This is a genomic window from Sphingomonas molluscorum (assembly GCF_039522995.1).
Classification (GTDB): domain Bacteria; phylum Pseudomonadota; class Alphaproteobacteria; order Sphingomonadales; family Sphingomonadaceae; genus Sphingomonas; species Sphingomonas molluscorum.
Window position 1 is genome coordinate 17,759 of record NZ_BAAAEL010000007.1, and the last position, 21,855, is coordinate 39,613.

Annotated in this window: 19 protein-coding genes; 16 read left to right on the plus strand and 3 right to left on the minus strand. The window is 63.1% G+C overall.

Features of this window, described 5'->3' with window-relative positions; genetic code table 11:
- The first annotated feature begins 40 nt into the window (after window positions 1–40).
- Entirely contained in the window at window positions 41–733 is a 693-nt protein-coding gene (locus ABDZ92_RS09240) for a hypothetical protein (protein WP_343762514.1), read from the plus strand.
- Window positions 734–876: 143 nt separating this feature from the next.
- On the opposite strand, the gene ABDZ92_RS09245 is transcribed toward ABDZ92_RS09240, so the two are convergent.
- Entirely contained in the window at window positions 877–1,209 is a 333-nt protein-coding gene (locus tag ABDZ92_RS09245) for a hypothetical protein (protein ID WP_241211990.1), read from the minus strand.
- Window positions 1,210–2,171: 962 nt separating this feature from the next.
- Between ABDZ92_RS09245 and ABDZ92_RS09250 the strand changes: the two genes are divergently transcribed.
- The 11 genes from ABDZ92_RS09250 to ABDZ92_RS09300 all read left to right on the plus strand — a co-directional run bounded on the left by ABDZ92_RS09250 (window position 2,172) and on the right by ABDZ92_RS09300 (window position 15,489).
- On the plus strand, window positions 2,172–2,654 hold the full coding sequence (locus tag ABDZ92_RS09250; RefSeq protein WP_125962048.1) for a hypothetical protein: 483 nt from the start codon (window positions 2,172–2,174) through the stop codon (window positions 2,652–2,654).
- A gap of 305 nt (window positions 2,655–2,959) precedes the next feature.
- On the plus strand, window positions 2,960–4,303 hold the full coding sequence (locus ABDZ92_RS09255) for a tyrosine-type recombinase/integrase (RefSeq protein WP_066572002.1): 1,344 nt from the start codon (window positions 2,960–2,962) through the stop codon (window positions 4,301–4,303).
- 107 nt (window positions 4,304–4,410) lie between these two features.
- A complete protein-coding gene (locus tag ABDZ92_RS09260) occupies window positions 4,411–5,130 on the plus strand; it encodes a hypothetical protein (RefSeq protein WP_066572005.1) in 720 nt (239 codons plus the stop codon).
- Window positions 5,121–5,831: an HNH endonuclease gene (locus tag ABDZ92_RS09265; protein WP_100362759.1), complete on the plus strand. Its 711-nt coding sequence runs from the start codon at window positions 5,121–5,123 to the stop codon at window positions 5,829–5,831. The genes ABDZ92_RS09260 and ABDZ92_RS09265 overlap by 10 nt, the downstream gene beginning before the upstream one ends.
- A gap of 253 nt (window positions 5,832–6,084) precedes the next feature.
- Window positions 6,085–7,191, plus strand: a complete 1,107-nt coding sequence (locus tag ABDZ92_RS09270) for a DNA cytosine methyltransferase (protein ID WP_066572009.1) — start codon at window positions 6,085–6,087, stop codon at window positions 7,189–7,191.
- 20 nt (window positions 7,192–7,211) lie between these two features.
- Complete coding sequence (locus ABDZ92_RS09275; RefSeq protein ID WP_066572011.1) at window positions 7,212–8,285, plus strand: DUF262 domain-containing protein; 1,074 nt, start codon at window positions 7,212–7,214, stop codon at window positions 8,283–8,285.
- Window positions 8,285–9,040, plus strand: a complete 756-nt coding sequence (locus tag ABDZ92_RS09280; RefSeq protein ID WP_066572018.1) for an MAE_28990/MAE_18760 family HEPN-like nuclease — start codon at window positions 8,285–8,287, stop codon at window positions 9,038–9,040. Before ABDZ92_RS09275 ends, ABDZ92_RS09280 begins: the two co-directional genes overlap by 1 nt.
- A complete protein-coding gene (locus ABDZ92_RS09285) occupies window positions 8,931–9,443 on the plus strand; it encodes a very short patch repair endonuclease (RefSeq protein WP_255265756.1) in 513 nt (170 codons plus the stop codon). Before ABDZ92_RS09280 ends, ABDZ92_RS09285 begins: the two co-directional genes overlap by 110 nt.
- Window positions 9,444–9,755: 312 nt before the next feature.
- Window positions 9,756–10,733, plus strand: coding sequence for a sigma-70 family RNA polymerase sigma factor (locus ABDZ92_RS09290; protein WP_157926341.1), 978 nt, complete (start codon window positions 9,756–9,758; stop codon window positions 10,731–10,733).
- A gap of 92 nt (window positions 10,734–10,825) precedes the next feature.
- Complete coding sequence (locus ABDZ92_RS09295) at window positions 10,826–13,783, plus strand: helicase-related protein (RefSeq protein ID WP_198585789.1); 2,958 nt, start codon at window positions 10,826–10,828, stop codon at window positions 13,781–13,783.
- Window positions 13,780–15,489, plus strand: coding sequence for a hypothetical protein (locus ABDZ92_RS09300; RefSeq protein WP_066572026.1), 1,710 nt, complete (start codon window positions 13,780–13,782; stop codon window positions 15,487–15,489). The genes ABDZ92_RS09295 and ABDZ92_RS09300 overlap by 4 nt, the downstream gene beginning before the upstream one ends.
- Here ABDZ92_RS09300 and ABDZ92_RS09305 read toward each other — a convergent pair.
- On the minus strand, window positions 15,486–17,186 hold the full coding sequence (locus tag ABDZ92_RS09305; protein WP_164519409.1) for a nuclease-related domain-containing DEAD/DEAH box helicase: 1,701 nt from the start codon (window positions 17,184–17,186) through the stop codon (window positions 15,486–15,488). The genes ABDZ92_RS09300 and ABDZ92_RS09305 overlap by 4 nt on opposite strands.
- Window positions 17,187–17,317: 131 nt before the next feature.
- Window positions 17,318–17,620 (minus strand): hypothetical protein, encoded by a 303-nt coding sequence (locus ABDZ92_RS09310; protein WP_066572033.1) that lies wholly within the window; start codon window positions 17,618–17,620, stop codon window positions 17,318–17,320.
- 292 nt (window positions 17,621–17,912) lie between these two features.
- Here ABDZ92_RS09310 and ABDZ92_RS09315 point away from each other — a divergent pair, with 292 nt between their 5' ends.
- The 4 genes from ABDZ92_RS09315 to ABDZ92_RS09330 all read left to right on the plus strand — a co-directional run bounded on the left by ABDZ92_RS09315 (window position 17,913) and on the right by ABDZ92_RS09330 (window position 21,826).
- Window positions 17,913–19,007 carry a bifunctional enoyl-CoA hydratase/phosphate acetyltransferase gene (locus tag ABDZ92_RS09315; protein WP_343762540.1) on the plus strand — a complete coding sequence of 365 codons (1,095 nt, stop codon included), beginning with the start codon at window positions 17,913–17,915 and terminating at the stop codon, window positions 19,005–19,007.
- The gene (locus ABDZ92_RS09320) at window positions 19,004–20,101 is read left to right on the plus strand and encodes an acetate/propionate family kinase (RefSeq protein ID WP_066572129.1); all 1,098 of its coding nucleotides are present in this window, start codon (window positions 19,004–19,006) and stop codon (window positions 20,099–20,101) included. The genes ABDZ92_RS09315 and ABDZ92_RS09320 overlap by 4 nt, the downstream gene beginning before the upstream one ends.
- 208 nt (window positions 20,102–20,309) lie before the next feature.
- On the plus strand, window positions 20,310–20,906 hold the full coding sequence (locus tag ABDZ92_RS09325; protein WP_343762544.1) for a hypothetical protein: 597 nt from the start codon (window positions 20,310–20,312) through the stop codon (window positions 20,904–20,906).
- Window positions 20,907–20,995: 89 nt separating this feature from the next.
- The gene (locus ABDZ92_RS09330) at window positions 20,996–21,826 is read left to right on the plus strand and encodes a patatin-like phospholipase family protein (protein WP_343762547.1); all 831 of its coding nucleotides are present in this window, start codon (window positions 20,996–20,998) and stop codon (window positions 21,824–21,826) included.
- Window positions 21,827–21,855: the final 29 nt, after the last annotated feature.

Consider the following 21,855-nt stretch of genomic DNA (forward strand, 5'->3'; position numbering starts at 1 on the left):
CGCACGTGTCGAAAACACGGTCTGTGCCGCAGTCGATGACGTGGACAGCTGCTGGAAGGCCGGGGTTCTCGCCGAGCAGCGCGGCGACGTGGCGGCGGCGTTCGCCGCCTACGATCGCTCGTGCTCGGCCGGACGGACGATCTACGGCTGCTACGAGGCCGGCAAGATCGCGTTTCTCGATCCGGGCTTGCGCGATTATCGCCTCGCGCGCGACCGGATGGCGCGCGTATGCGCCTCCAGCGACATCGGAATGGGCCCGTATGGCTGCACCTATCTGGGGATCATGCAGCGGGACGGGCTCGGCGGCGAGCGACTGGTTCGCGAGAGCGCCCAATCCTTCGTGCGGGCGTGCTTCACCCACAATGCCGACCATTATCTCGATGGCCGGGGCTGTGCAGCGCTTGCCGACAGGCTCCCCGCTGCGCCCGCAATGGGCCGAAGCGATGCGAACTGGCCGCGCGAGTATCTCCGCTACCTCGCCTATGCGATGGGCTGTACCGACGGGATGCCCGCCCTGTGCGCGAAGGCGCGTGCGATCTACCGCCGGGGTGAGGCCGCATCCACCGATTGGCTGGTCGTGTGTGAGGACCCGTCGTTGCCGCGCGCACCGGCCGGCACCTGTCCGATGCTTGCCAACCCCGCGCTTTCGGCAGAGCCCGACCAGCGGCAGATCCTGCGCCGCACCTTGGCCGCCCGCTTTGCTGCCGCAACGGACCTGTCAGCCGATCGATGAGCGATCGAGCCCCGCCTTCCTGCCATCGGTCCGCACATGCGAATGGTCTGCTCAGGCCGCAAGCCGCCTGAGGCGCGCCGTCCACAGGCTCCCCGCAGAAACCCGCCGAAAGCTCCACGACCGCATTCCGCCAGCGCGGACGTTCATGGATTCACCGACTGGGACGCGGAGACAATTTCGGTCGGCAGCTGCTCAGCGTCCTGGCGCGGATCATAGGCGACCACCCATTTGGGATAGCCGTCCGGGGTCATAACGATGTCGGGGTGCCCGACGGGATCGTTGCCGGTCTCGATCCATCCGGCGCCATGGCAATAGTCGCAGACGGCACGCTTGCACCGGAAGCTCACCAGATCGATCTCGGTGTTCCACTGGCCGTGGCCCCGGCAGATCGGACATTTCGCATCCAGGGTGCCGTTTCTCGGCTGGAACGGGACGATGTCGAACGCATGGGGGCTGTCGGGTCCGTCGCATTGCACGACGTTGCTGGCGTGAGCGATCGTCTGTCTCCTCAGCAGCCCCCAACGATCCTGCGGGGGAGCGGTTGCGCGGGGACACGGCCGTCGCCGCGGTTCCGGCCGAAGGCTCGGCCTTAGATCCATCGAGCCGACCGCTGGGAAACCCCCAATGGTGGAAACTGGGGACCAGCGGTATGACATCCAAGATGCGCGCCTCACCATACATTTTGATCAGCATGACGTTGCTCGCTGGATGTGAACCGGAGCGTGGCATTCGAGCGAGCAGGGACTTCGGATCACAGGTTGACGTGGCCTGCGTTGACCAATCGTTACGTAAGACATTCGGCAGCGTGGAGCGCTGGGATTACGTCAGTGATGGCGGCACGTTTCCCAAGGGTACAGCCGTTGCGCAATTCGCCTATCACAAGTGGGATGATGGAGTTGGGTGGGCCACTCTTCACATCGCCTCCGTGGGGAAAGGCGTTCGCATTTCGCACGAGTTCACAGGGGTGGGTGCGGAGCTACCTGAAGTGTCGTTCCCGCCTGCGCTAAGAGCTATGGAAAGAGCCAGTGTCGCCCTACGGTCGGCTTGTGGTCTCAATTTATCGGGGGCGAAATCGCGAGAGATCGGGCAGGACGTAAAGGCACTCGACTGATCGGTGCCAACGTCCGCTTTCCACCACAATCAGTCGTGCAGCGCTCGGTTTAGGAGCGCTCGTGTATGGGGCACCGGCTGAACCAGTCCCCAGCCCGGCTGATGTCGGGCACGACATGGACGACACGGGCGCAGCCGGTTAGCCAGCGACCATGCCTTTGCACGCCGCATCCGCTGCCCCCTCCGGCTCGACGGCCGCCTCCATGCTCATACGCATCTGGAAGGCTGATGGGCCGATCTGCGTGCCCCCGGTGACCGGCACCCTCTCCAGCGCCAGCGCCACACACGGCCCCGTGCTGCGGCGCGCGCGGTGCGGAGCAGCGCAGCGATGTTGAGGAAGAAGCAGCACGCGAACGCCCCGGCCGCCAACCGCACGGCGCACCCGCTGACCCTGAAGGCGCACGCAACCGGTCTCCTGATCGCCGGTTTCGCGGGGCCGCTGATCTCGGCGCTCGGATCGACGACGCTGTTGCTGATCGCGCAGGGCTCGGCTGCGCGCATGAGCCTCCCGAGCGCAGCCGTGTTGCTCTGCCTGCTCTGGGTCGCCATCGCGTTCGTCGCCGCGCCCACTGCTGCCGTGCTGCTGTCCGCCTTGTGGCCCGTGACCCGGCGGGGGACGGCGGCGAGCCGGTGGATCTGTATCCTCGCCGGCCTCACCGGCGGCATCGTGTGGGCGTCCTTCAGCGACAAGAGCTCGTTGTTCACGATGCTGGTATCCGCCGTCACGGGAGCGGCAACCGCCGGGATCTATTGTGCCGTGCTGGCGCGCGTGCTCCGCGCCGGGCCGCAGCTGGACACGATCTTCAGCTGACGCTCCGCTCGCGCGCCGCAGCGTGGCGCGTCCGGCGCAAGGGCGTCGAGGAAACTGCAGGAGAATGGTGCACCCGACTGGATTCGAACCAGTGGCCTCTGCCTTCGGAGCCCAAAAAGCTGACCTTCGCTATGGTTTCTCTTTCCACGCTACTGCGCGATAAACCACAGGGATCATTCAGTTTTCTGGCGCCACTGCCCGAAGTCAGTATCCTACAACAGGTCCGAGCTTCCGCTCAGGTGCTTCCGTGGTGCTTCCGCGGGACAACCCTTGGAAGCGGTTTAGAGGCCGCGTGAGTAGGTCAAATGGTAAAGCTCAGCAAGCGCATCGTGGATCAGGCAGAGCCGGGTGCAGCCGACTATTTCATATGGGACGACGATCTGGCAGGGTTTGGCCTGCGGGTCTTCCGTTCGGGCAAGCGCAGCTACCTCGTCCAGTATCGCGCTGGCGGGCGGACCCGTCGCTTCACCATCGGCGCGCATGGGGTCTGGGCTCCGGAGGCGGCCCGCAAGGAGGCGCGTATCCTGCTCGGCCGCATCGCGCAGGGCGAGAACCCCGCCGAGCAAAAGCAGTTCGACACCAAGGCGATCACGGTCAAGGAACTCTGCACCCGCTACCTCGCCGACTGTGAGGCCGGCTTGGTGCCCGGGAAGGGAGGACGGCCCAAGAAGCCTTCCACGCTGAACATCGACCGGAGCCGCATTAGCCGACACATCCTCCCGCTGCTCGGCAATCGTCGGGTCCAAGATTTGACCCAGGCTGACATCACGAAGTTTCTGCGTGACGTGGCCAACGGCAAGACGCGGACCGACGTCAAAACGCGTAAGCATGGTCGCGCGATCGTGCGAGGTGGAATCGGAACCGGCTCGCGCGGCGTAGGCCTTCTAGGCGGCATTCTCACATACGCAATCCGCGAGGGCATCATCGACAAGAACCCGGTCCATGGCGTCCAAAAGCCGAAGGATCGCGTCCGCGACCGGCGCCTGACCGAGCGCGAATATCGGACCTTGGGGAGCCTCCTGGCTGCGGCATCGGACGACCCGCAGTTCGCGACGACCGCGAGGATGGTCCGCACTATCGCTATGACCGGGTGCCGCCGCGGTGAGGTCATCTTTCTCAAGAGCGGTGAAGTCGATCCAGAGCGGAGCTGCATCCGGCTAGTGGACAGTAAGGAAGGCGCGTCGACCCGCGCGATCGGGCTACCGGTCGTCGAGTTGCTCGAGCCGCTCATGTCGGAGGATGAGAGCGCTTGGGTGTTTGCCGGGACGGAAGAGGGCAAGCCGCTCATCGGGCTCCCAAAGCTCTGGGAGAAGCTGATTAGAGGCACTCCGCTCAAAGGCGTTACACTGCATGTGCTCCGGCACAGCTTCGCGAGCGTCGCCAACGATCTCGGCTTCACCGAATCGACCATAGCCGCTCTCGTTGGGCATTCGCGCGGCACGATCACCAGCCGCTACATCCACACGGTCGATACAGCGCTCGTCATGGCCGCCGACACGATCGCGAGCTACATTCAGGCGCTGCTTGACGGGGTGAAAGTCAACCGAACCAGCTACGCCCTAGACCGCGACGCCCGAAAAGCGGCGATGCAGCAGTTTCTGACGCAGAGTCTTGAAGCAGATCGGCCCATCTACCCGTTGGCGGCCTGATGCGCGGTCCCGGGTTTACAGTTGGAACCCGGCAGCTTGGCTCTTGCCGTACCATACACAGGCGCGCAATCATCGGAGATCGCCTGAGAGGCGCCGATGGAGGCGAAGTGGAGCGGATTGAGGAGTTTGTCGACGAACGGCAGAAGGCTTGGTGCATCCATTGCACGCGGTCGCTCGCAGAATGTGAAACGAACGAGGATCATGTCCCTACGAAAAGTCTGCTCAGCAAACCGCGTCCGCACCACCTGCCTGTGGTGACGATCTGTCGCGAGTGTAACAACGGCTTCTCACGGGACGAGCAGTATGCGGTGACCTTCATCAGCTGTGTGCTTGCCGGTTCGTCGGATCCCGAGGCTCAGAACAATCCAAGCGCGGCCCGGGCGCTCAGTGCGAGTCCTGCCCTTCGTGCAATGATCGACAAGTCACGGACCGAATACACGACACATGCTGGGGAGACGCGCTTGCTCTGGCGGCCCGATATGAGCCGCATCGACCGGGTGATTTTGAAGAATGCGCGTGGCCATGCCTATTTCGAGTACGGGGAGCCCATACTGGATGAGCCAGCTCACGTTTGGGCGCGGCCGCTCGAGAGCATGAGCGTTTCTGAACGCGACAGCTTCGAGGGATCAGATGGCCTGGGCGGCCTCTCCGCTTGGCCGGAAGTCGGTAGCCGGATGATGACGCGAGTGGTTACGGGCGAGGACATGCTGGGTGACTGGGTCGTCGTTCAGGACGGCGCTTACAGATACGCCGTCCAGCAGCATGGCGGCCTTCGCGTGCGCTCGGTCTGGGCCGAATACCTGGCGACGGAGGTGCAATGGGATTGATCGATCCGGAGCGCGCCGTTCAGCAGACCGATCTGATCTGGACGAAGCTGTCGAAACTGCGGAACGCAGTCGCCCAGAAGCGTTCGCGGGTGACGTGCCTGCGCCGGTGGAGCGAATTCATCCGCGAGCGTGATGGGCACCGTTGCGTCGATTGTCATTCGCGTAAGGGCCTGTCCGCGCACCACATCTCGCGGAAATGCATGTTCACGGGAGCAGAGTTCGAGACCGGCAACGGCCTGACGCTCTGCCGCGACTGTCACAAGGAGGTTCATCAGGGCTTCAATGGGCGACCGGATCTCTCGCTACCGGTCGATGCACAAGGCGGCGAGAAGCTGCGGCTCATGGAACGGCTCTACAGCATACTCGTCGATGACGCCGTCGATCGCGGACTGATGAACGACGAGCTCTATTTCCTGAGCGACGAAGTCCTTCAGACCTTCGGAAGGATGCAGGGTTACGACCAGCCAGCCTCTTTCCCGGGCGCCCGCCTGGAGCAAGCGTACCTTATGCTGGCCGAGCCGGAGCGGAATGTTCGTCAAGCCATCGGCGAAGCGAATGGGTTCAACCTTCCGAATGGACCGCTGCTGCCCGGTGGCATGGTTCTGATGTTCGAGACCGATACGAGGGCGCGATCGGGCTTCGCCATCCGCCGATATCCGGTCCGCACTGGCCGTGGAGGTCGGTCAGAGCGCTCCTCTTGAGTCGCTGTTCCCCAAATCTTTTGTGTTCCGAAGAACGGCATGTGCGCGCTCCCGCTTGCTCCACGGACCAGGCTGCTTCAGTGCATAATAGCGAGATTTTCCGGCCGCCGGACGGTTCCGTCGCCCTGTCGTTTGGTGCCAGATCGTGGTAGCCCTTCATCCGAAGCGGACCAATGTGGGGAACTCGTTAGGGCTGGCCTTTCGGGCGCATTTCGGCTAGGCAAAACGCCTCAGCTTCGTCTATTCGTAGCGTATGAATGGCGAAACTGCGCTCCATATTGAGGCTAACGGGCGATCGACCGCCGTCGTGGACCTGTTTTGTGGCGCTGGAGGCTTGGCGTATGGCCTGCAGGCGGCAGGTCTCACTGTCAAGGCTGGGGTCGATCTAGACCCAAGCTGTCGCTATCCGATCGAAAAGAACACTGGCGCGGAGTTCGCCCTCAAGGACATCTCCGAGCTGAAACCGGCAGAGCTCAGGCGCTGGTTCGGTGACGCGCAAGTTCGCGTGCTCGCGGGCTGCGCACCATGTCAACCGTTCTCCACCTACTCGCAAAGCCGAAAGTCCGTCGATCGCCGATGGACCCTGCTGAAGCAGTTCCAACGGCTAGCGCTCGCGGTAAAGCCCGAAATCGTCACGATGGAAAACGTCCCCGGGCTGGCCACCCAAGCCGTATGGAAGAGGTTCACCGCAGCCCTGGAGAAGGCCAAGTACCACGTTTCTTGGAGAGAGGTTTCTTGCGACGAGTTCGGAGTCCCGCAGAGCCGACGCCGCCTCGTACTGCTTGCATCCCTTCTCGGCCCCATAGAGCTAAGGCCGGTGGAAGGCGTTTTGAAACTCACGGTTCGAGACGTCATCGAGAACTTGCCGCCGATCGAGGCTGGCTCATCGGCTCCGATCGATCGGCTTCACGCAAGCGCCTCCCTGACCGCTCGCAATCTCGAACGTATTCGAGCGTCGCGGCCTGGGGGCACTTGGCGCGATTGGCCGGAAGACCTGCGCGCACCATGCCATCGCAAGATCACGGGTAAGACCTATCCGTCGGTCTATGGTCGGATGGAATGGGACAAGCCCGCGCCGACCATGACGACGCAATGCTATGGATTCGGCAATGGCCGTTTCGGCCATCCCGAACAGGACCGGGCGATCAGCCTCAGAGAGGCTGCGATCCTTCAATCATTTCCGCGAGAATACAGCTTCCTGGGCGAGGAGGACGACGTCACATTCGAGCGACTTGGCACCCTGATCGGCAACGCTGTCCCGCCCAAACTCGGCGAGGCGATCGGTCGTTCGATCCTGGCGCACATCGACGCTCTGGATAACGATCGTCCAACTCTCGAGGGCCAACTCGACCTGCGCTGAGGTCGGCAGCAGGATCTTTTATGGCTAGACGTCCCCGACCTCACCAAGTCAGCAGTGAACAGCTTGCATCCGCAGAAGCGGAGATCGTCGATCGTTCGCGTCGGATCGACTTCTACATGACGGAGTATTCCGTCGAGTTGCTCGCAGAAAAGATGGCTCGCGAAGAATTCGTGATTCCTGGATATCAGCGGGAGTTCACTTGGGAGCCGGCGCGGAAATCGCGCTTCCTAGAATCCCTGATTATGGGCCTACCCATACCCTTCCTATTCTTTTGGGAGATGGAGAACGGTAAGCTCGAAATCGTGGACGGCTCACAGCGGCTGCGTACCATTCAGGAATACATTCTGGGTGGCTTCGAGTTGGAGCAACTCGAGGAATTGGCGTCACTGAACGGCACCCGTTTTCTGGACCTTTCTCCTGCCCGACAGAGGAAGATCAAGAACCGGTCGATCAGAGGAATCGTTCTGAACGAACACGCCGACGATCAGGCTCGTTTCGATATGTTCGAGCGTATCAACACCGGCAGCAAAGTCGCGAACACAGCCGAGGTCCGCCGCGGCGCGTTGCGAGGGCCGTTCTTGGACCTGGTTCTCGAGCTCTCGCGGCTACCGCGCTTCGCCGAACTGGCTCCCGTCTCGGGCAAGTCGGAACGTGAACGGATTCGCGAAGAGCTCGTCACGCGCTTCTTCGCCTATGGCGACGGGCTGGAGGGCTACCGAGAGCGCCCCTCGCAATTCCTGTTCGATTACACCAAACGCATGAACGAGCGTTTTCAGGAAGATCCCGCATTGGCGCCAGCCTACCGGGAGCGGTTCGAGCGCATGCTCGATTTCGTTGGACGCGCCTTTCCCCAGGGTTTCCGAAAGCCGTCGAACCCGAACAGCACACCGAGAGCGCGGTACGAAGCCATCGCGATCGGCAGCGAAAAGGCACTCCAGGAAGACCCCGGGCTGTTCGTTGCCGTTCCGGAAACCCAGCCATGGCTCGATAGTCAGGAATTCAGCGAGGTCACGACCTCCGACGCAGCGAATACGCGGACAAAGCTCCTCGGTCGCATCGATTACGTCCGGCGAGGCCTGTTGGGGCAGCTTTGATGAGCGATCTGTCGGACCGGTTCGAAGAACGTTTCGCGGAGATCGTCGCATATCTCGACTTGATCGATGGTGTCGAAGCGCTCGTCCGTTCCGGCGTGCCGCGGCTGGGTGACAATGGCCCGACGATCACCGCCCAACAGCAGCGTATCCTCAACTCTGGCGTCTACCTTCAGCTCTATAATCTAGTCGAGGCGACGGTGACCCGGTGCCTCGACGCAGTCAGCAAGGCGGCGATGAGCCGCGCGGAATGGGCACCGGGTGATCTCACAGCAGAACTGCGAAGTGAATGGGTCAAGCATATGGCTCGCACCAACCTTCCGAGCGGGCCCGACAAACGGCTCGAGGATGCGATCTCCCTCTGCGACCACCTCGTTGCGGCGCTCCCGGTCGCAGAATTCGAGATCGAAAAGGGGGGCGGCGGCAACTGGGACGATATCGCCATCAGGAAGGTCGCCACTCGGATCGGCTTCAATCTGCGCGTCAGCCGCGCGGTAGAGCGTGAGGTGAAGCGTAAGATCCGGAATGACCTTGGCGCCATGGCGCTGATCGTGGATCTGAGGAACGGCCTTGCGCATGGGCGGTTGTCATTCGTCGACTGCGGTCAGGACGACGGTGCCGCCGAACTGCGCCAGTTGGCCGAGCGCGTTGCCGCCTACCTGCGCGAGGTCGTGGCCGCATTCGACATCTTTATCGAGGAACACCAGTATATCGTCCCCAGTCGAAGACCAGCCCCCGTCGCGATCGTCGCCGGATGACGCCATTTCGCCGGCTCGTTCGCGGCTCATGGCTAGGATCGGGCCCAAGGATACGAAGCCGGAGCTGATCGTACGCCGCCTCCTGCATCGGATGGGTCGTCGCTTCCGACTGCACCGACGGGACCTACCAGGCACCCCGGACATCGTCCTGCCCGGGCCCCGCAAAGCCCTCTTCGTTCATGGCTGCTTCTGGCATCGCCACCCCGGCTGTCGGAAGGCCAGTACGCCGAAGACAAGGCCAGCCTTCTGGACCGATAAATTCGAGCGCAACGTCGAGCGCGATAGTCGGAAGGAAAGCGAGCTTCGTGCTGCGGGGTACGATGTCCTCATCGTGTGGGAATGCGAAACGCGCGATGCAGGGGCGCTAGAGAACAAATTGCGGACGTGGCTTGCAATGAAGTAAGCCGGACAGGAAGGTGGGCGCTCGGGTGGCTAGCGGGGGCTAGGTTGTCGTGAGTCGTCGATCCTCTTTTTCTTCGAACGAAATCGCGGACATGGGTCGCGACCCGTTCACCAGCACTTGCGTCGGTTGCGATGCGGATCCGCAGTGATGGCGGAGGAACGGACTCTCGAACTAGTAAAGCGAAGGTTACTCGGAGACAGCGAACGGACCCAAGCCCCCCTGGTCCGATCCAGAGTCGACGAGATCTATCTCAAGTACGGCATAGCGCCTGATCAGGCCGCCGTCGTAGAACGTGAGCTCCTATCCGCGGGCGTGTTGATCGACGAGGAAGACGAGTCGGATCAGGAACACGAGGAAGGTGCCACGGCAACGCCTTCGACGACGTCGCCGACGTTCGCCGACGCTCTCAGCCACCTCATGCATCAGGCGAAGAAGCTGCCGCTCTTGTCCCGTCAAGACGAGCAGCGCCTCGGCGAGGCGATCCAGCGCGGGCTCGCCGTGACGCAGACCTCCGAGATGCCGCTTGATGGCCACACGGCACGCTTGGTCGCGAAAGCAAAGGAAGCTCGCGAGCGTCTGATCTCGTCGAACATCCGGCTGGTGGTCAAACTCGTGATGAGGCCCAACTTCCGATACCGAATGGATGTCGACGACTTGGTGCAGTACGGCATGATCGGCCTGATGCGAGCGGCCGAAAAGTTCGACCCCGATGTGGGCACCCGCTTCTCCACCTATGCGACGTGGTGGATCCGCCAAGCGGTGACCCGCGGCATCCACAATGACGGCAACGTCATCCGGCTGCCCGTCCATGTCATCGCGAGCATCCACCGCTTCCGGCGGACGCAACGTCAGCTGGGCTTGACCCAAGGTAGGCGCGAGCACGTCAAGCTCATCGCCGAGAGCCTCGGTTGGACCGACGACTACACGGCGCGAATCTCGCTCCTGTCGGAGATGAATGTCGTATCCTTGGATGCTCCGCTGGGCTCGGACGACGGCAATGGATCGACGCTCGGCGACCTGATGGCGGATACCGCGGACCGGCCCGACGAAGCAGTCGAACTCCTCGACATCAGAGCCGCCGTCCGTAGCTTGGTCGACGATATCCAGGACGAGCGGGCTCGTGACATCGTCAAACGCCGTTTCGGGTTCGACGGCCCGGACGAAACCCTGCAGGAGATCGGTGACCGCTATGAGGTCACGCGGGAGCGTATCCGCCAGGTCGAGGCGAAAACCCTCGACAAACTGGAGAAGCGGGCAATCGCCAAGGGGCTGAGAGGAAACTCGTTTTGACGGACTCGGAACACGCCGAACGCTACCAGGCGGCCGATCGATTCGTATCGTGGCTGGCTGACCGGGTCACGAACGATGCTCGCGGGAGCGGAGTGACCCAGATCGACGTCGATCCTCGTGGCTCCTACTGGTTGGGGCGCCTCGCGCCGCTGGTCGAGATCATGAACTCGACGCTCGGCGAACGTGCCGAGCGTCTGGAGCCGTGCGCGCTAGGACTGAGAGTGTTGCCTGCTCGGGAGCGAGTTACCTTCACAGCCATCGCGTCATTCGTCGTCTGGCGCCGTGTCGGTCAGCAGTGGCAGAAGCCGCCACGCATCCACGTCGAAGTCCCAGTCGAGCTACCCGACAAGGAGGGATCGGCCGAATGGGGACGGGCTGCTTTGTCCGACGCCATTGACGCGGTCGCGCCCGGCTCGGGACTGGCGGCGACGATCCGCACCGAGCTCTCTCGCACCCCCGATGGAAAGCGCGAGCTCTCGATCGAACTCGTCAACGACTCCGACCCCGACCACAAGAACGCCGGCGCGCACGCGAAGGGTCGGTTGTTCGAGTGCAGCTTGCAGGTTCGGAACCTCGCCACGCACGAGTATCTGCTTGAGGAGCTACCGGACAGCTTCCGCTACGATCGTCGCGTCGCCGCCTGGGGCCTGAACTCCGGCGTCGAGCGCGTCGGCGACGGGTTCGTCACGACCGACCTACCCGAATTCGAGAAGAAGCGACCTGTCTATTGGACGGTGCCTGCCGAGCAGCCGGATCTAAGTTTCCAGACCCTATCTTCCGACCCCATACCTCAACTGGAGCGGCTGCACGCGGAGCTGGACACCTGGGGTAAGGAGGCCTGGGCCATCGAGACCATCCGACGCTCCGCCCCGAGTTGGTCTGAGACACTCGAAAACGAGGTTCAGGCCGAAGCTCGGAGCTTCCGGGCCGAGTGCGACCGCATCGCAGCGGGGATCGACTTGTTGAAAGGGAACGCGCTCCTTGCCCGCGCCTTCCAAGCAATGAACGCCGCAATGAGTCACTCCGCCAATGGCAAGTACGACAGCTGGCGCCCGTTCCAGATCGGCTTCATGCTGGCGAACCTCCCGTCGTGCGTCGGCGACGATCAGGATGTTGCCGACATCGTTTGGTTCTCGACCGGAGGGGGCAAGACCGAGACCTATCTCGGCATCATCCTCACGGCTGCGTTCTACGATCGGCTGACCGGCAAGAGCACCGGAATCACGGCTTGGTCCCGCTTCCCGCTCAGGCTCCTCTCGCTGCAGCAGACCCAGCGTTTCGCCAACGCACTGGCCGGTGCGGAACGCGTCCGGCAGGCGCTGAACCTCGAGGGCGATCCATTCTCGCTCGGCTTTCTGGTCGGCGGGGGCGCGACCCCTAACGAGGTCAAGGAAAAAAGTCCCTGGGATCCCGACGACCCGACGATGCCCGACAAACTGCGCATGCTGAAAGTCTGCCCATTCTGTCGCAATGGCGACATCGAGATGCGGTTCGATTGGGCGCTCTGGCGTGTCGACCACATTTGCCGTTCTCCATCGTGCCCTTGGGGAAGCGACCAACCCCTTCCCATCCACGTGGTCGATACGGAGGTCTGGCGCGTGCTCCCGACCGTCGTTGTTGGCACCCTGGATAAGGCTGCGGGCATTTCGATGCAGGCGAGCATGCGCGGGATGATCGCCGAGCCGTCCGGCTTCTGCCCCCGACCGGGCCATGGCCACACCTACGCCACGCGCGCCAATCGTCCTCACGGGTGTCTCGTACCGGGCTGCACATCGCCGCGCGGTCCTCTACCGATGGCCAAGAACCGCTACGGCGTGGGCTTTCGGCTTCAGGACGAACTGCATCTGCTGCGCGATAGTCTCGGTGCGGTGGATGCCCATTACGAGGCACTCTACGACGACCTACAGCAAAGATTGTCCGGCCGACGGCCCAAGATCCTTGCATCGTCGGCGACGCTCAGCGGGTACGAGCGACAGAGCGATGTCCTGTACGGCCGAACGGCTCGCGTGTTCCCTCACCCGGAACCCAAGGTGGGTGAGGGCTTCTGGTCGGGCAAGGGCGAGCAGTCGATGCGCCGGTACTTGGCCGTCGCACCGAGGGGCCAGACGATCGAATATGCCCTTGATCGAATGATCGTCTCGCTGCAGCGCGCGATACGGGAACTCGCCGCCGATCCGGAGAAATCGGCGGCCGACATCGGCGTCGATCCCAAGCACATCGACTGGTTGATCAGCTTCTACGGTACCGATGTCGTCTACGGTAACACCTTGCGCGACCTAGACGCGGTCGTCCGTTCCGGCGAGACGCAGTGGGAAGACGTACCCCCGCCACGACCGAGGGTGGCATCGCTGACGGGTCGAACCGTCTTCACCGACGTTTCAGGAATGCTCGACGAGTTGGAGCAACCCGCGGCCGACTTCGCCGATCGCACCCACGTCGTCGTCGGCTCCTCAATGATGTCGCACGGTGTCGACATCGACCGATTGAACGTGATGGTCATGCTCGGCCTCCCGCTCACCACCGCCGAGTTCATCCAGGCAACGGCGCGCGTGGGCCGTACCTGGCCATCGCTGGTCTTCGTGGTCCACAAGATCGGCCGTGAGCGGGACGCCAGCGTCTATCGTACGTTCCGTCAGTTCGTGGACCAAGGCGATCGCTTCGTCGAGCCGATCCCGATCACGAACAGCAGCCGGCGTGTGCTTGAGCGCACCCTCGCAGGCTTGGCGTTCGGCCGGGTCTTGATGATGCACGAGCCGGAGGCGGGGACCAGCTTGGCCCTCACCCGGAAGCTACGAGATTACCTCGCATCCCGACCCGACTTCGAGGAAGCCGAGGTCGATGCGATCTGCGCCGCGCTCCGCTTTGACGACGATCGGACTCCGCTCCTGCGACAGGAGGTGAAGAACTGGTATCGGCACCTCATGACCGAGGTGCTCGACCCAGCGAATGCCGGACGGTTCGGGAATGAACTCGGCCTTCATGGTGGGCCGATGATGTCACTGAGAGATGTCGAAGAACAGGTCGAGGTATGGGGGCGTGATCCGTCGTGAAGGATAGCAGGAGCGCATCGCAGATTCTTTTCGGCTTCTTGCCGGAGCAGACCGTCGACGTGCGTGGTGGCGTCTGGAAAGTGGCACGGTGGCACGTCAACCAGATACTCGACGTCGATGCCGACGCCTTGCGCCGCGCTCTCATCACGGCCGCCGCCCCTTGGGAGGCGACGGGTCTGGACGGCAACTTCGTCCGGGCGATGCGCTCCGGCGCCGACGTGCGAGTTCATTCCCTCGACCGCGATCGCGGCGTGACGGTCGAGGCATTCCCGAAGAAGTGGCGATGCAAGAGCGAGGGATGCGGAAGGCTGCACGACACGCCCGGCGCTTCTTGTCCCTGCGGCACGAAGGCCCGTCACGGCCAACTGCCGTTCGTGCTGTTCCACGATGCTTGTGGCGAAATCCGCGAACCGTTCTACCCCGCCTGCCCCCAGCACGGTCAGGTTCGCATGCGCCTTCCGGGCACGGCCAACCCCACCGAGATCAGGCTTTCATGCCCGATCTGTAGCGCTCAACTGACCTCCGCGTTTCTCTACACCAAGTGTCGCTGCGGCCAGACGGGCTCACGCCCCAAGGGCGAGCTGATGGAGTTCAACGTCCACCGCGCCGCTGCAGTCTATGCACCCAGGGCGGTCGTGCTCATCAACCCGGCTTCGAAAGCACAGGCGCGTCGTCTCGCCGACGCCGGAGGCGACCGAGCGGCGTTGACTTGGGTCGCCGATGCGATGAACGCCGAATGGGTCGACCGTTTGGACGGCGGCGAAGCGGTCGCCATCCGACGGGAATTCGAACGCATGGGGCTATCGGAGAGCCGTATCGCGGCCGCGCTGACAGCCGCGGGCGTCGAGGAGAAGGCACCGCAGGAAGTGGTGTGCCCACCCGCCGTAGCGGAGCGCGCACGCTTGGAAGCAGGTCAGCTAGCGCTGGCAACGTCGGAGTCCCGTCTCACCGTCGCTCAGATGCTCGCGCGCGCACCTGCGTCCCTCAAAGACCGCTTCGGTCGGGTCTATCCGGCGGCGCTGGCGAGCGCCAAGGTCGAGCGGGTCGACTTGATCGACCGCTTCCCGATCCTCACCGGGCACTTCGGATATACCAGGGGAAATCAGGATCCAGGACAATCGCGGCTGAGGGTCTTCAAGGACAAGACCGCGTTCGTGGTCAACGGCGACCTTGGCGCGACCGAAGCGCTGCTCTTCCGCCTCGATCCGCGAGCAGTGCGCGACTGGCTGAACCGGCGTGGTCACGCACTGGAGCCTGCAACCGACTCGAGATCGGCTTACGAGGCGATCCTGCGCGCCGTTGGGCCCGATCCCGATGCATCACCGATCACGCGTGATGTGACGATCCTGGTCCACAGCATCTCGCACAGAACGGTCCGCCACTCCGCGTTCTTTGCCGGCATCGACCGGAATGCGTTGTCGGAACTGCTTTTCCCCGCGACGCTTTCGTTCATCATGTACGCAGTGCCGAGGGGAGGCTTCGTCCTCGGAGGCCTTCAAGCACTCTACGAGAACGATCTCCACGAGCTGATGACGCGCGTGGTGCACGACGAGTCTCGCTGCGCCCTCGACCCGGGCTGCGCGGCGAACCCGGGCGGAGCGGCATGTGCCGTATGTCTCCACCTTGGCGAGCCCTCGTGTCGCATGTTCAATACCGCCCTGGATCGGAAGGTCATGTTCGGCTCGCAGGGATATTTTTCGAACTAAGCCCAGTTCAGCGCGCGCTTGCGCTGGGGAGGAGCGATAATCCGTAGAACGGTTTTTGCACGGCTCATTCCGACATACGCCAGCTTGTCGGGGACATGCTCGCCGCTCTTTCCGAGACAGAGGACGACTGCTTGGGCTTCCAGTCCCTTGAACCGGGCAATCGTATCGACCGCGACTCCTACCTCTCCCAGAGCTGAGAAACATGCCGTCCCGACTGTCATGGAGCGGAGCTCACGTACGAGCCTCGCGTCCTCGACGAGCACGACCAGCTCGCGTTCGTCGAAGCCCTCGTCCAGCAGCTTCGCCACCTGACCGACGACGGCGGTCGCTGCACGCCGTTCATCCGAGAGGTCGATCCACACCGGCTCGGGTCCTTCGACGAGCTTGTCGGATGCCGGTCGTCTGACGATGTCGCCGACCCGCCGTGCGATTTGGAAGGTGTTCCGACAATTGGTGTCCAAGACGACATGCGGAAGTCGCGAAAGTCGGTCCGCGAGCCGCCCCCACAGATCCTGTTCGACGTCGGCGAACACGTAGAAGAAGACATCGTCCGCATCGCCGAGCTGCTCGAGAATCTCGAGCCAATCATCGGGGAAGTCCTGCCCTTCATCGATGATGATCGCGTCGAACTTCGTCGCAAGTGCACTCGCTGCCTCGAGAAGCAGAAGAGGCGCTTCGGTCGACCACCATTCGGGGCTGGGCGCCGCCGGCACCGTCAATCCCGCCCCTTGAGCTTGTGCGAAACAGAAGGCATGAAAAGTCGTACCGAGAAAACCCTCCGCCGCTCCCGCACGCTTTAACTCGGCGCCGAGCAGTTCGTTGTAGCAGAGCAGAATCGTCCTATCGCCGCGTTCGACACATTGTCGGGCCTTCTCGATCGCAAGCACGGTCTTACCCGTTCCCGGGCCGCCGGTAGTTAGAAGCCGTCGAAAGTTCCTGGTGCTGCGGAAGCCCCGGATCTGATCGTCGGTGAGACGGATCAACTTCGCGCTCGCCTCGTAGGCTCGATCCGATAAGCGTCGGCCGACGGAGACCGTCGGCGCGAGCAGCGAAACCGCGGACCGGATCTCGCTTGCGGTGAGGTTCGCCTTGACCTTCCAGTGCAAGACCAGGCGTTGGATCGCAGAGTCGATGTCGTCGAGGTCCTCGCCACCCAGCACGATGGCACGAGGGGCCGCCGGCCCGAGTTCGGGAAGCCGCCGGAGAAACGGGAAGACCACCGCGTGGCAGGTCGGCACGGCCTTGCCGAGCCGCGCTTTGAGAAACTTGTACAAAGCCGTCTTCGACGCGACCGCTTGCTCAAACGGATCGATATCGCTCGTGTTGCCGAACCTGTCGGTCGTCGTCCAATGCCCCGCGTCGAGGCGTATGTCGCCTCCCTTCGCCTCCAGAACGACTGCGCCGTACTGTGGATGAAGCAGAACGAAGTCGGCTTCGCCGTCGCCCTCGCGTTCCCGTCGGCGGCCCTGCCAAGCTACCGAATGAATGATCGTCCAATCTCCCGAGAGCCGATCCAACGCTTCCGCGGTCTTCACCTCGGAGTCCGGGTCGTACGCGGGAGAAGGTCTTGAGATCACATCAGGCAAGTCGAGCCTCGAATCATTTTCGCCGAGCTGTAGCGAGGATGTCGATCTGTGCCTTCGTCGGCCAGCATCGTCGAGCTTCTTCGGCCCCCCTTCGTATGGCAGCTCGGTCATCTGGCGCGAGCTCCGCACGGCCTGAACACAGGGCAGGACGATCGACTTACGCCTGTCGTCGATCCGAACACGACACCACTGGCCGGGCGGACCCCGCCCGCCCGGCATATGCAAATTGTGACACCCTGCCTTCAAGCGGCTTTTTGATTGTACTGCTTCCGCCGGTACGAGATCGCCGAGTCCGTGACCTCGAAGAAGCGAGCGATCTCGCTGTTCTTCGCGCCTTCCTCGAAGAAGCGATGGAGGCGCCGCTCTCCTGACGTCGTGAATTTTCCCTCGTCGTCGAGATAGCTGCCCTCCGCACCATGCCGCTCCTCGTGGAGCTTCCAGAGCTTATCGGCTACCTTCCGCGCTTCATCGATCGAGTCATTGAGCTGCTCCAGCATCGCGCGCTCCTCGTCCCGCGCATCAGCGATAGTCTTGGTTTTTAGCATGGAAAATCTCCTCAAAAGCCCTCACGCATATAAAGGTCTTCACATTCTTTGACAAGGACTTTTTATGTTTATGAAACGCCTTTCACTTTCTCGCTTGGTATCGTACCAGGCACTGTTGGCGCGAGGCCGAAAGGGGGGAAAGCCTTCCCCTTCGGCCGAGCCTGTCGTCTCGGCCGACCCCTTCTGCGGGGACACCCCGCAACGCCTCGAGAGCGAGAGGGCGGCGGCCGTCGCCGTGACGGGTTGAGGGTCGAGAGAGAGTCTCCCGGCCAGCCCGTCGCGGAGATGACCGATGACCGATATCAAAGTTCTGGACGCCCGCTCCAACCTGCGGGGTGGCTACAAGGTGGATGTATCGCGCGGTGAGCGCGTTGGGCGTGTATCTTCCGAGTGGTTCAACCGCCCGGCGGGGGGTGGCAGACGGCGACTGACCTCGCTGCCTATACAGCCTCGGATCGACCCAATGCCGGCCGGTGAGCGTTTCGATACGCTGCTGGAGCGCGCGCGCGGTCGCGGCGCGATCAGGATGGCGATCGTCCACCCCACCACGGAAGTCGTCCTGCGTGCCGCGGCGGAGGCACGCGACGCGGGTCTGATCGAGCCGGTTCTCGTTGGACCCGAGAGGAAGATCAATGTCGCCGCAGAGGAAGCTGGCATCGATCTGAACGGCTGGGCGACAGTCCCGACCGAGCATAGCCACGAAGCCGCCGAACGCGCCGGCTTATTGGTGGCAGAGGGCCAGGTGCAAGCCCTGATGAAGGGGGCCCTCCATACCGACGAGTTGCTGCATGCCGTCCTCGCCAATCCGAAGGTTCGCAGCGCTCGGCGCCTCAGCCACGTCTTCATCTTCGACGATCCCGACTATCACAAGCTGTTCATGGTGACGGACGGCGCGATCAACATCGCGCCGACCCTCGCGCAGAAAGCCGACATCGCTCGCAACGCGATCGACTTGTTCGTCTCCCTCGAACTCGGTGGCGATCCTCCCAAGCTGGCGGCACTGGCTGCTGTCGAAACGGTTTCCCCCGATATGGTGGCGACCGTCGACGCTGCCGCCCTCGCCAAGATGGCCGAGCGCGGACAACTCGGTCGTTGCCTCGTCGACGGCCCACTCGCATTCGATAACGCGATCTCTGCGGCGGCGGCGCAAGAGAAGGGCATCCTCTCGGCCGTGGCCGGGGACCCCGACATCTTGCTCGTCCCTAATCTGGAGGCCGGCAACATGCTGGCCAAGCAGCTGACCTTCCTCGGTGACGCTCAGTCCGCCGGAATCGTTGTCGGGGCTCGCCTGCCCATCGCGCTCACCAGCCGTGCGGACGGAGCGCGGTCGCGCCTTATGTCCTGCGCCCTGGCCGTGCTCGCGAGCAGAGCAGGAGTGGCAATGTGACGCCCGCCATCCTGACCCTCAACGCAGGCTCCACCAGCCTCAAAGCCAGCCTTCGCCTGCTGGACGCGCCGACGCAAGTGCTCTGGAGCAGCCAGGCGACCGCCGAGCGCGACGGCTGGCGATTGGACATCGTAGGGCCTGGTGAAACAGTCAACGGTGGGCTGGAGGAGGTGGCCTCGAGGATCCTCGATCAGGCCGCGATCGACATTCCGAGCGTCGAGATTGCTGTCGTCGCCCACAGGATCGTTCACGGCGGTGCCGACTTCAGCGAGCCCACAATACTCGACGACGTGAAGATCGGCCGTCTGCGCGATCTCACCCGGTACGCTCCCCAGCATCAAGGACCGGCGCTCGATATCGCGCAGTCGCTTGGCATCGCACAGCCAGACACCCTCCAAATTGGCTGCTTCGACACCGCATTTCACGCGTCCATATCGCCTCTCAACTATGAGCTGCCGCTCTACGAAGGCTTGCGAAAGCTTGGTTACCGCCGATACGGTTTCCACGGCCTCTCGTACCAGTCGATCGCGGCTCGTTTGTCCGCCGAACGGCCGGAGCTCGAACGCGTCGTCGTTGCCCATCTCGGCGGCGGTTCGAGCCTGTGCGCGCTTCACCATGGACGGAGCGTCGCCACAACGATGGGGATGACCGCACTGGATGGCGTACCGATGAAGACCCGGAGCGGCGCGATCGATCCCGGTGTCATCCTCGACCTCGTCAAGGACGCCGGCGTCGAAGTGGTGGAAGACCTTCTTTACCATAAAAGCGGTCTCGCCTCGCTATCCGGCACCGACGGAGACCTCAGGACGATCCGCGCGACCGATACCGAGGCGGCGGCATTCGCCGTCGACTATTGGGTGCTGCGGATCGCCGAGGCGGCGGCAGCGCTCGGCGTCTCGCTCGGCGGAATGCAGGCCTTGGTATTTACGGGTGGCGTCGGCAGCAACGACATCGCGATCGGCGATGCAGTCGCCGCACGCCTCCATCACCTTCCGTCATTCGAGCTGATCCGTCTGCGAACGGACGAGGAATTGGTGCTCGCGCAGGCCGCCCAGACGCTGATCGGACGTCAAGCGAGAGAACCTCAAAAATAGGGATTGCGGATATGGCCTACCCTAACTTCATGAACAGCTATGACTGGGTCGATGGATGGCGGCAGGCCTGGCGTCTTCCGTCCACACAACTCGGTGCAATGGCGCGTGCGCTCGACGATCGCAACGTGAAGCCGCCCTGGATTGCCGCAGCGCAGGCGCTGGGGTTTGAACCGCCTGCTCTGACACTTCGACGCACACAGTCATCGACGTGTCGCGCTCGCCGACCCAGGTGAATCAGCTCGCTGCAGGCCATGACGACGGCTGGTTCGCCGACACGCTCATCACCACCGTCCCGGCGCGGTTTCCGGGAGCACACCGTGCTGTGTATCCAGGGTATCTGCAGTTGACGGCGTTCGTCGCCATGAACCCGGAACGCCATCAAAAGTCCGCGCGCGCCGCGATCGATCATTTCGCCGACGGCGACTACGAGGCTGCCGATAAGATCGACAGCTTCTACGGGGAGTTCCTCAGCACGATGGATCTCACTGCCGAGTTCTACCTCCAGACGGTCCATCGAGTTTTCAAGCAAAACGCGCTCGCAAACGGGACGTTCGCATTTCGGGGCACGCCTGTCTCTTTGGACTCTATCGAGAAGACCCCGATTTTGGCGATCGAGGGCGGTCGGGATGACATCACCGGCCTGGGCCAAACGCGCGCCCTACTCGAGCTGACGACCAAGCTTCCGGAGTCGAGCAAACGCCATCTGGTCCTGGAAGAGACGGGTCATTATGGTCTGTTCAGCGGCTCGAAGTTCCGCAGCCAGATCGTGCCGGAGCTCTGTGCCTTCCACGAGAAGATGGATTGAGGGCCGCACAAGCCTCAGTCGCGGTCGCATTGGTCGCGGCAACGCTCGGCGGCTGTGCGACACCCTCGCGGCTGCCGGCAACCGCAGGCATGCAGGCAGTCGCCGTAGTGCCTGGCTATACCGAGCCGATCCGCTTTTGGGCAGATGCTTCGCCGGCCGCGTGGTTGAACTGGCGACAGCGCTGGCTTGCAGATAGGCCGGCAGAAGGGGACCAGTCGTTCGAGATGCTCGCGATATCGAGCGGCTCGGATAAAGGCGCTTTCGCCGCAGGCTATCTCAATGGCTGGAGCGCACGCGGCTCACGACCAACCTTCGCGCTCGTGACGGGGGTCAGCACCGGAGCTTTGATTGCGCCATTTGCGTTTCTTGGCTCGGATGAAGACGCGACCCTTCGCGCGCTCTACACCGGCATCGAAGCGAACGACATCTTTCGTCGAACCCCCGTCCGGGGCGCCTTGGGAGGCCCGAGCTTTGCCAGCACCCAGCCGCTTCGTCGGCTGATCGCTCGCCATGTGACTGCGGACATCGTGGACCGTATCGCTGTTCAGCACCGCGCGGGCCGTCGTCTGCTGGTCCTGACAACCAACCTCGATGCTCAGCGCGGCGTCGTCTGGGACGTTGGCGAAATCGCCGCCAGTCGCGCTGCTGACAAGGTCGAGCTCATCCGGAGTATATTGCTCGCGTCCGCCAGCATCCCGGGCGTGTTTCCTCCGGTCGAGGTGGCGGTGCATAGCGGCGCTGAGCCATTCACGGAAATGCACGTCGATGGGGGAACCACCAGCAGCGTTTTCGTCGTACCGGATGCGCTCCTATCCGCAGGCGCCGGTGCGGATGTCCCGGGAGTTCGCCGTCCAGGGATGACCCTTCTCTATAACGGCGTTCTAGGGTCAGGACCCATTGATGTGAGCGTCGCGATCTGATTCAGGCTCCGCAAGGAGACCGGGATGAG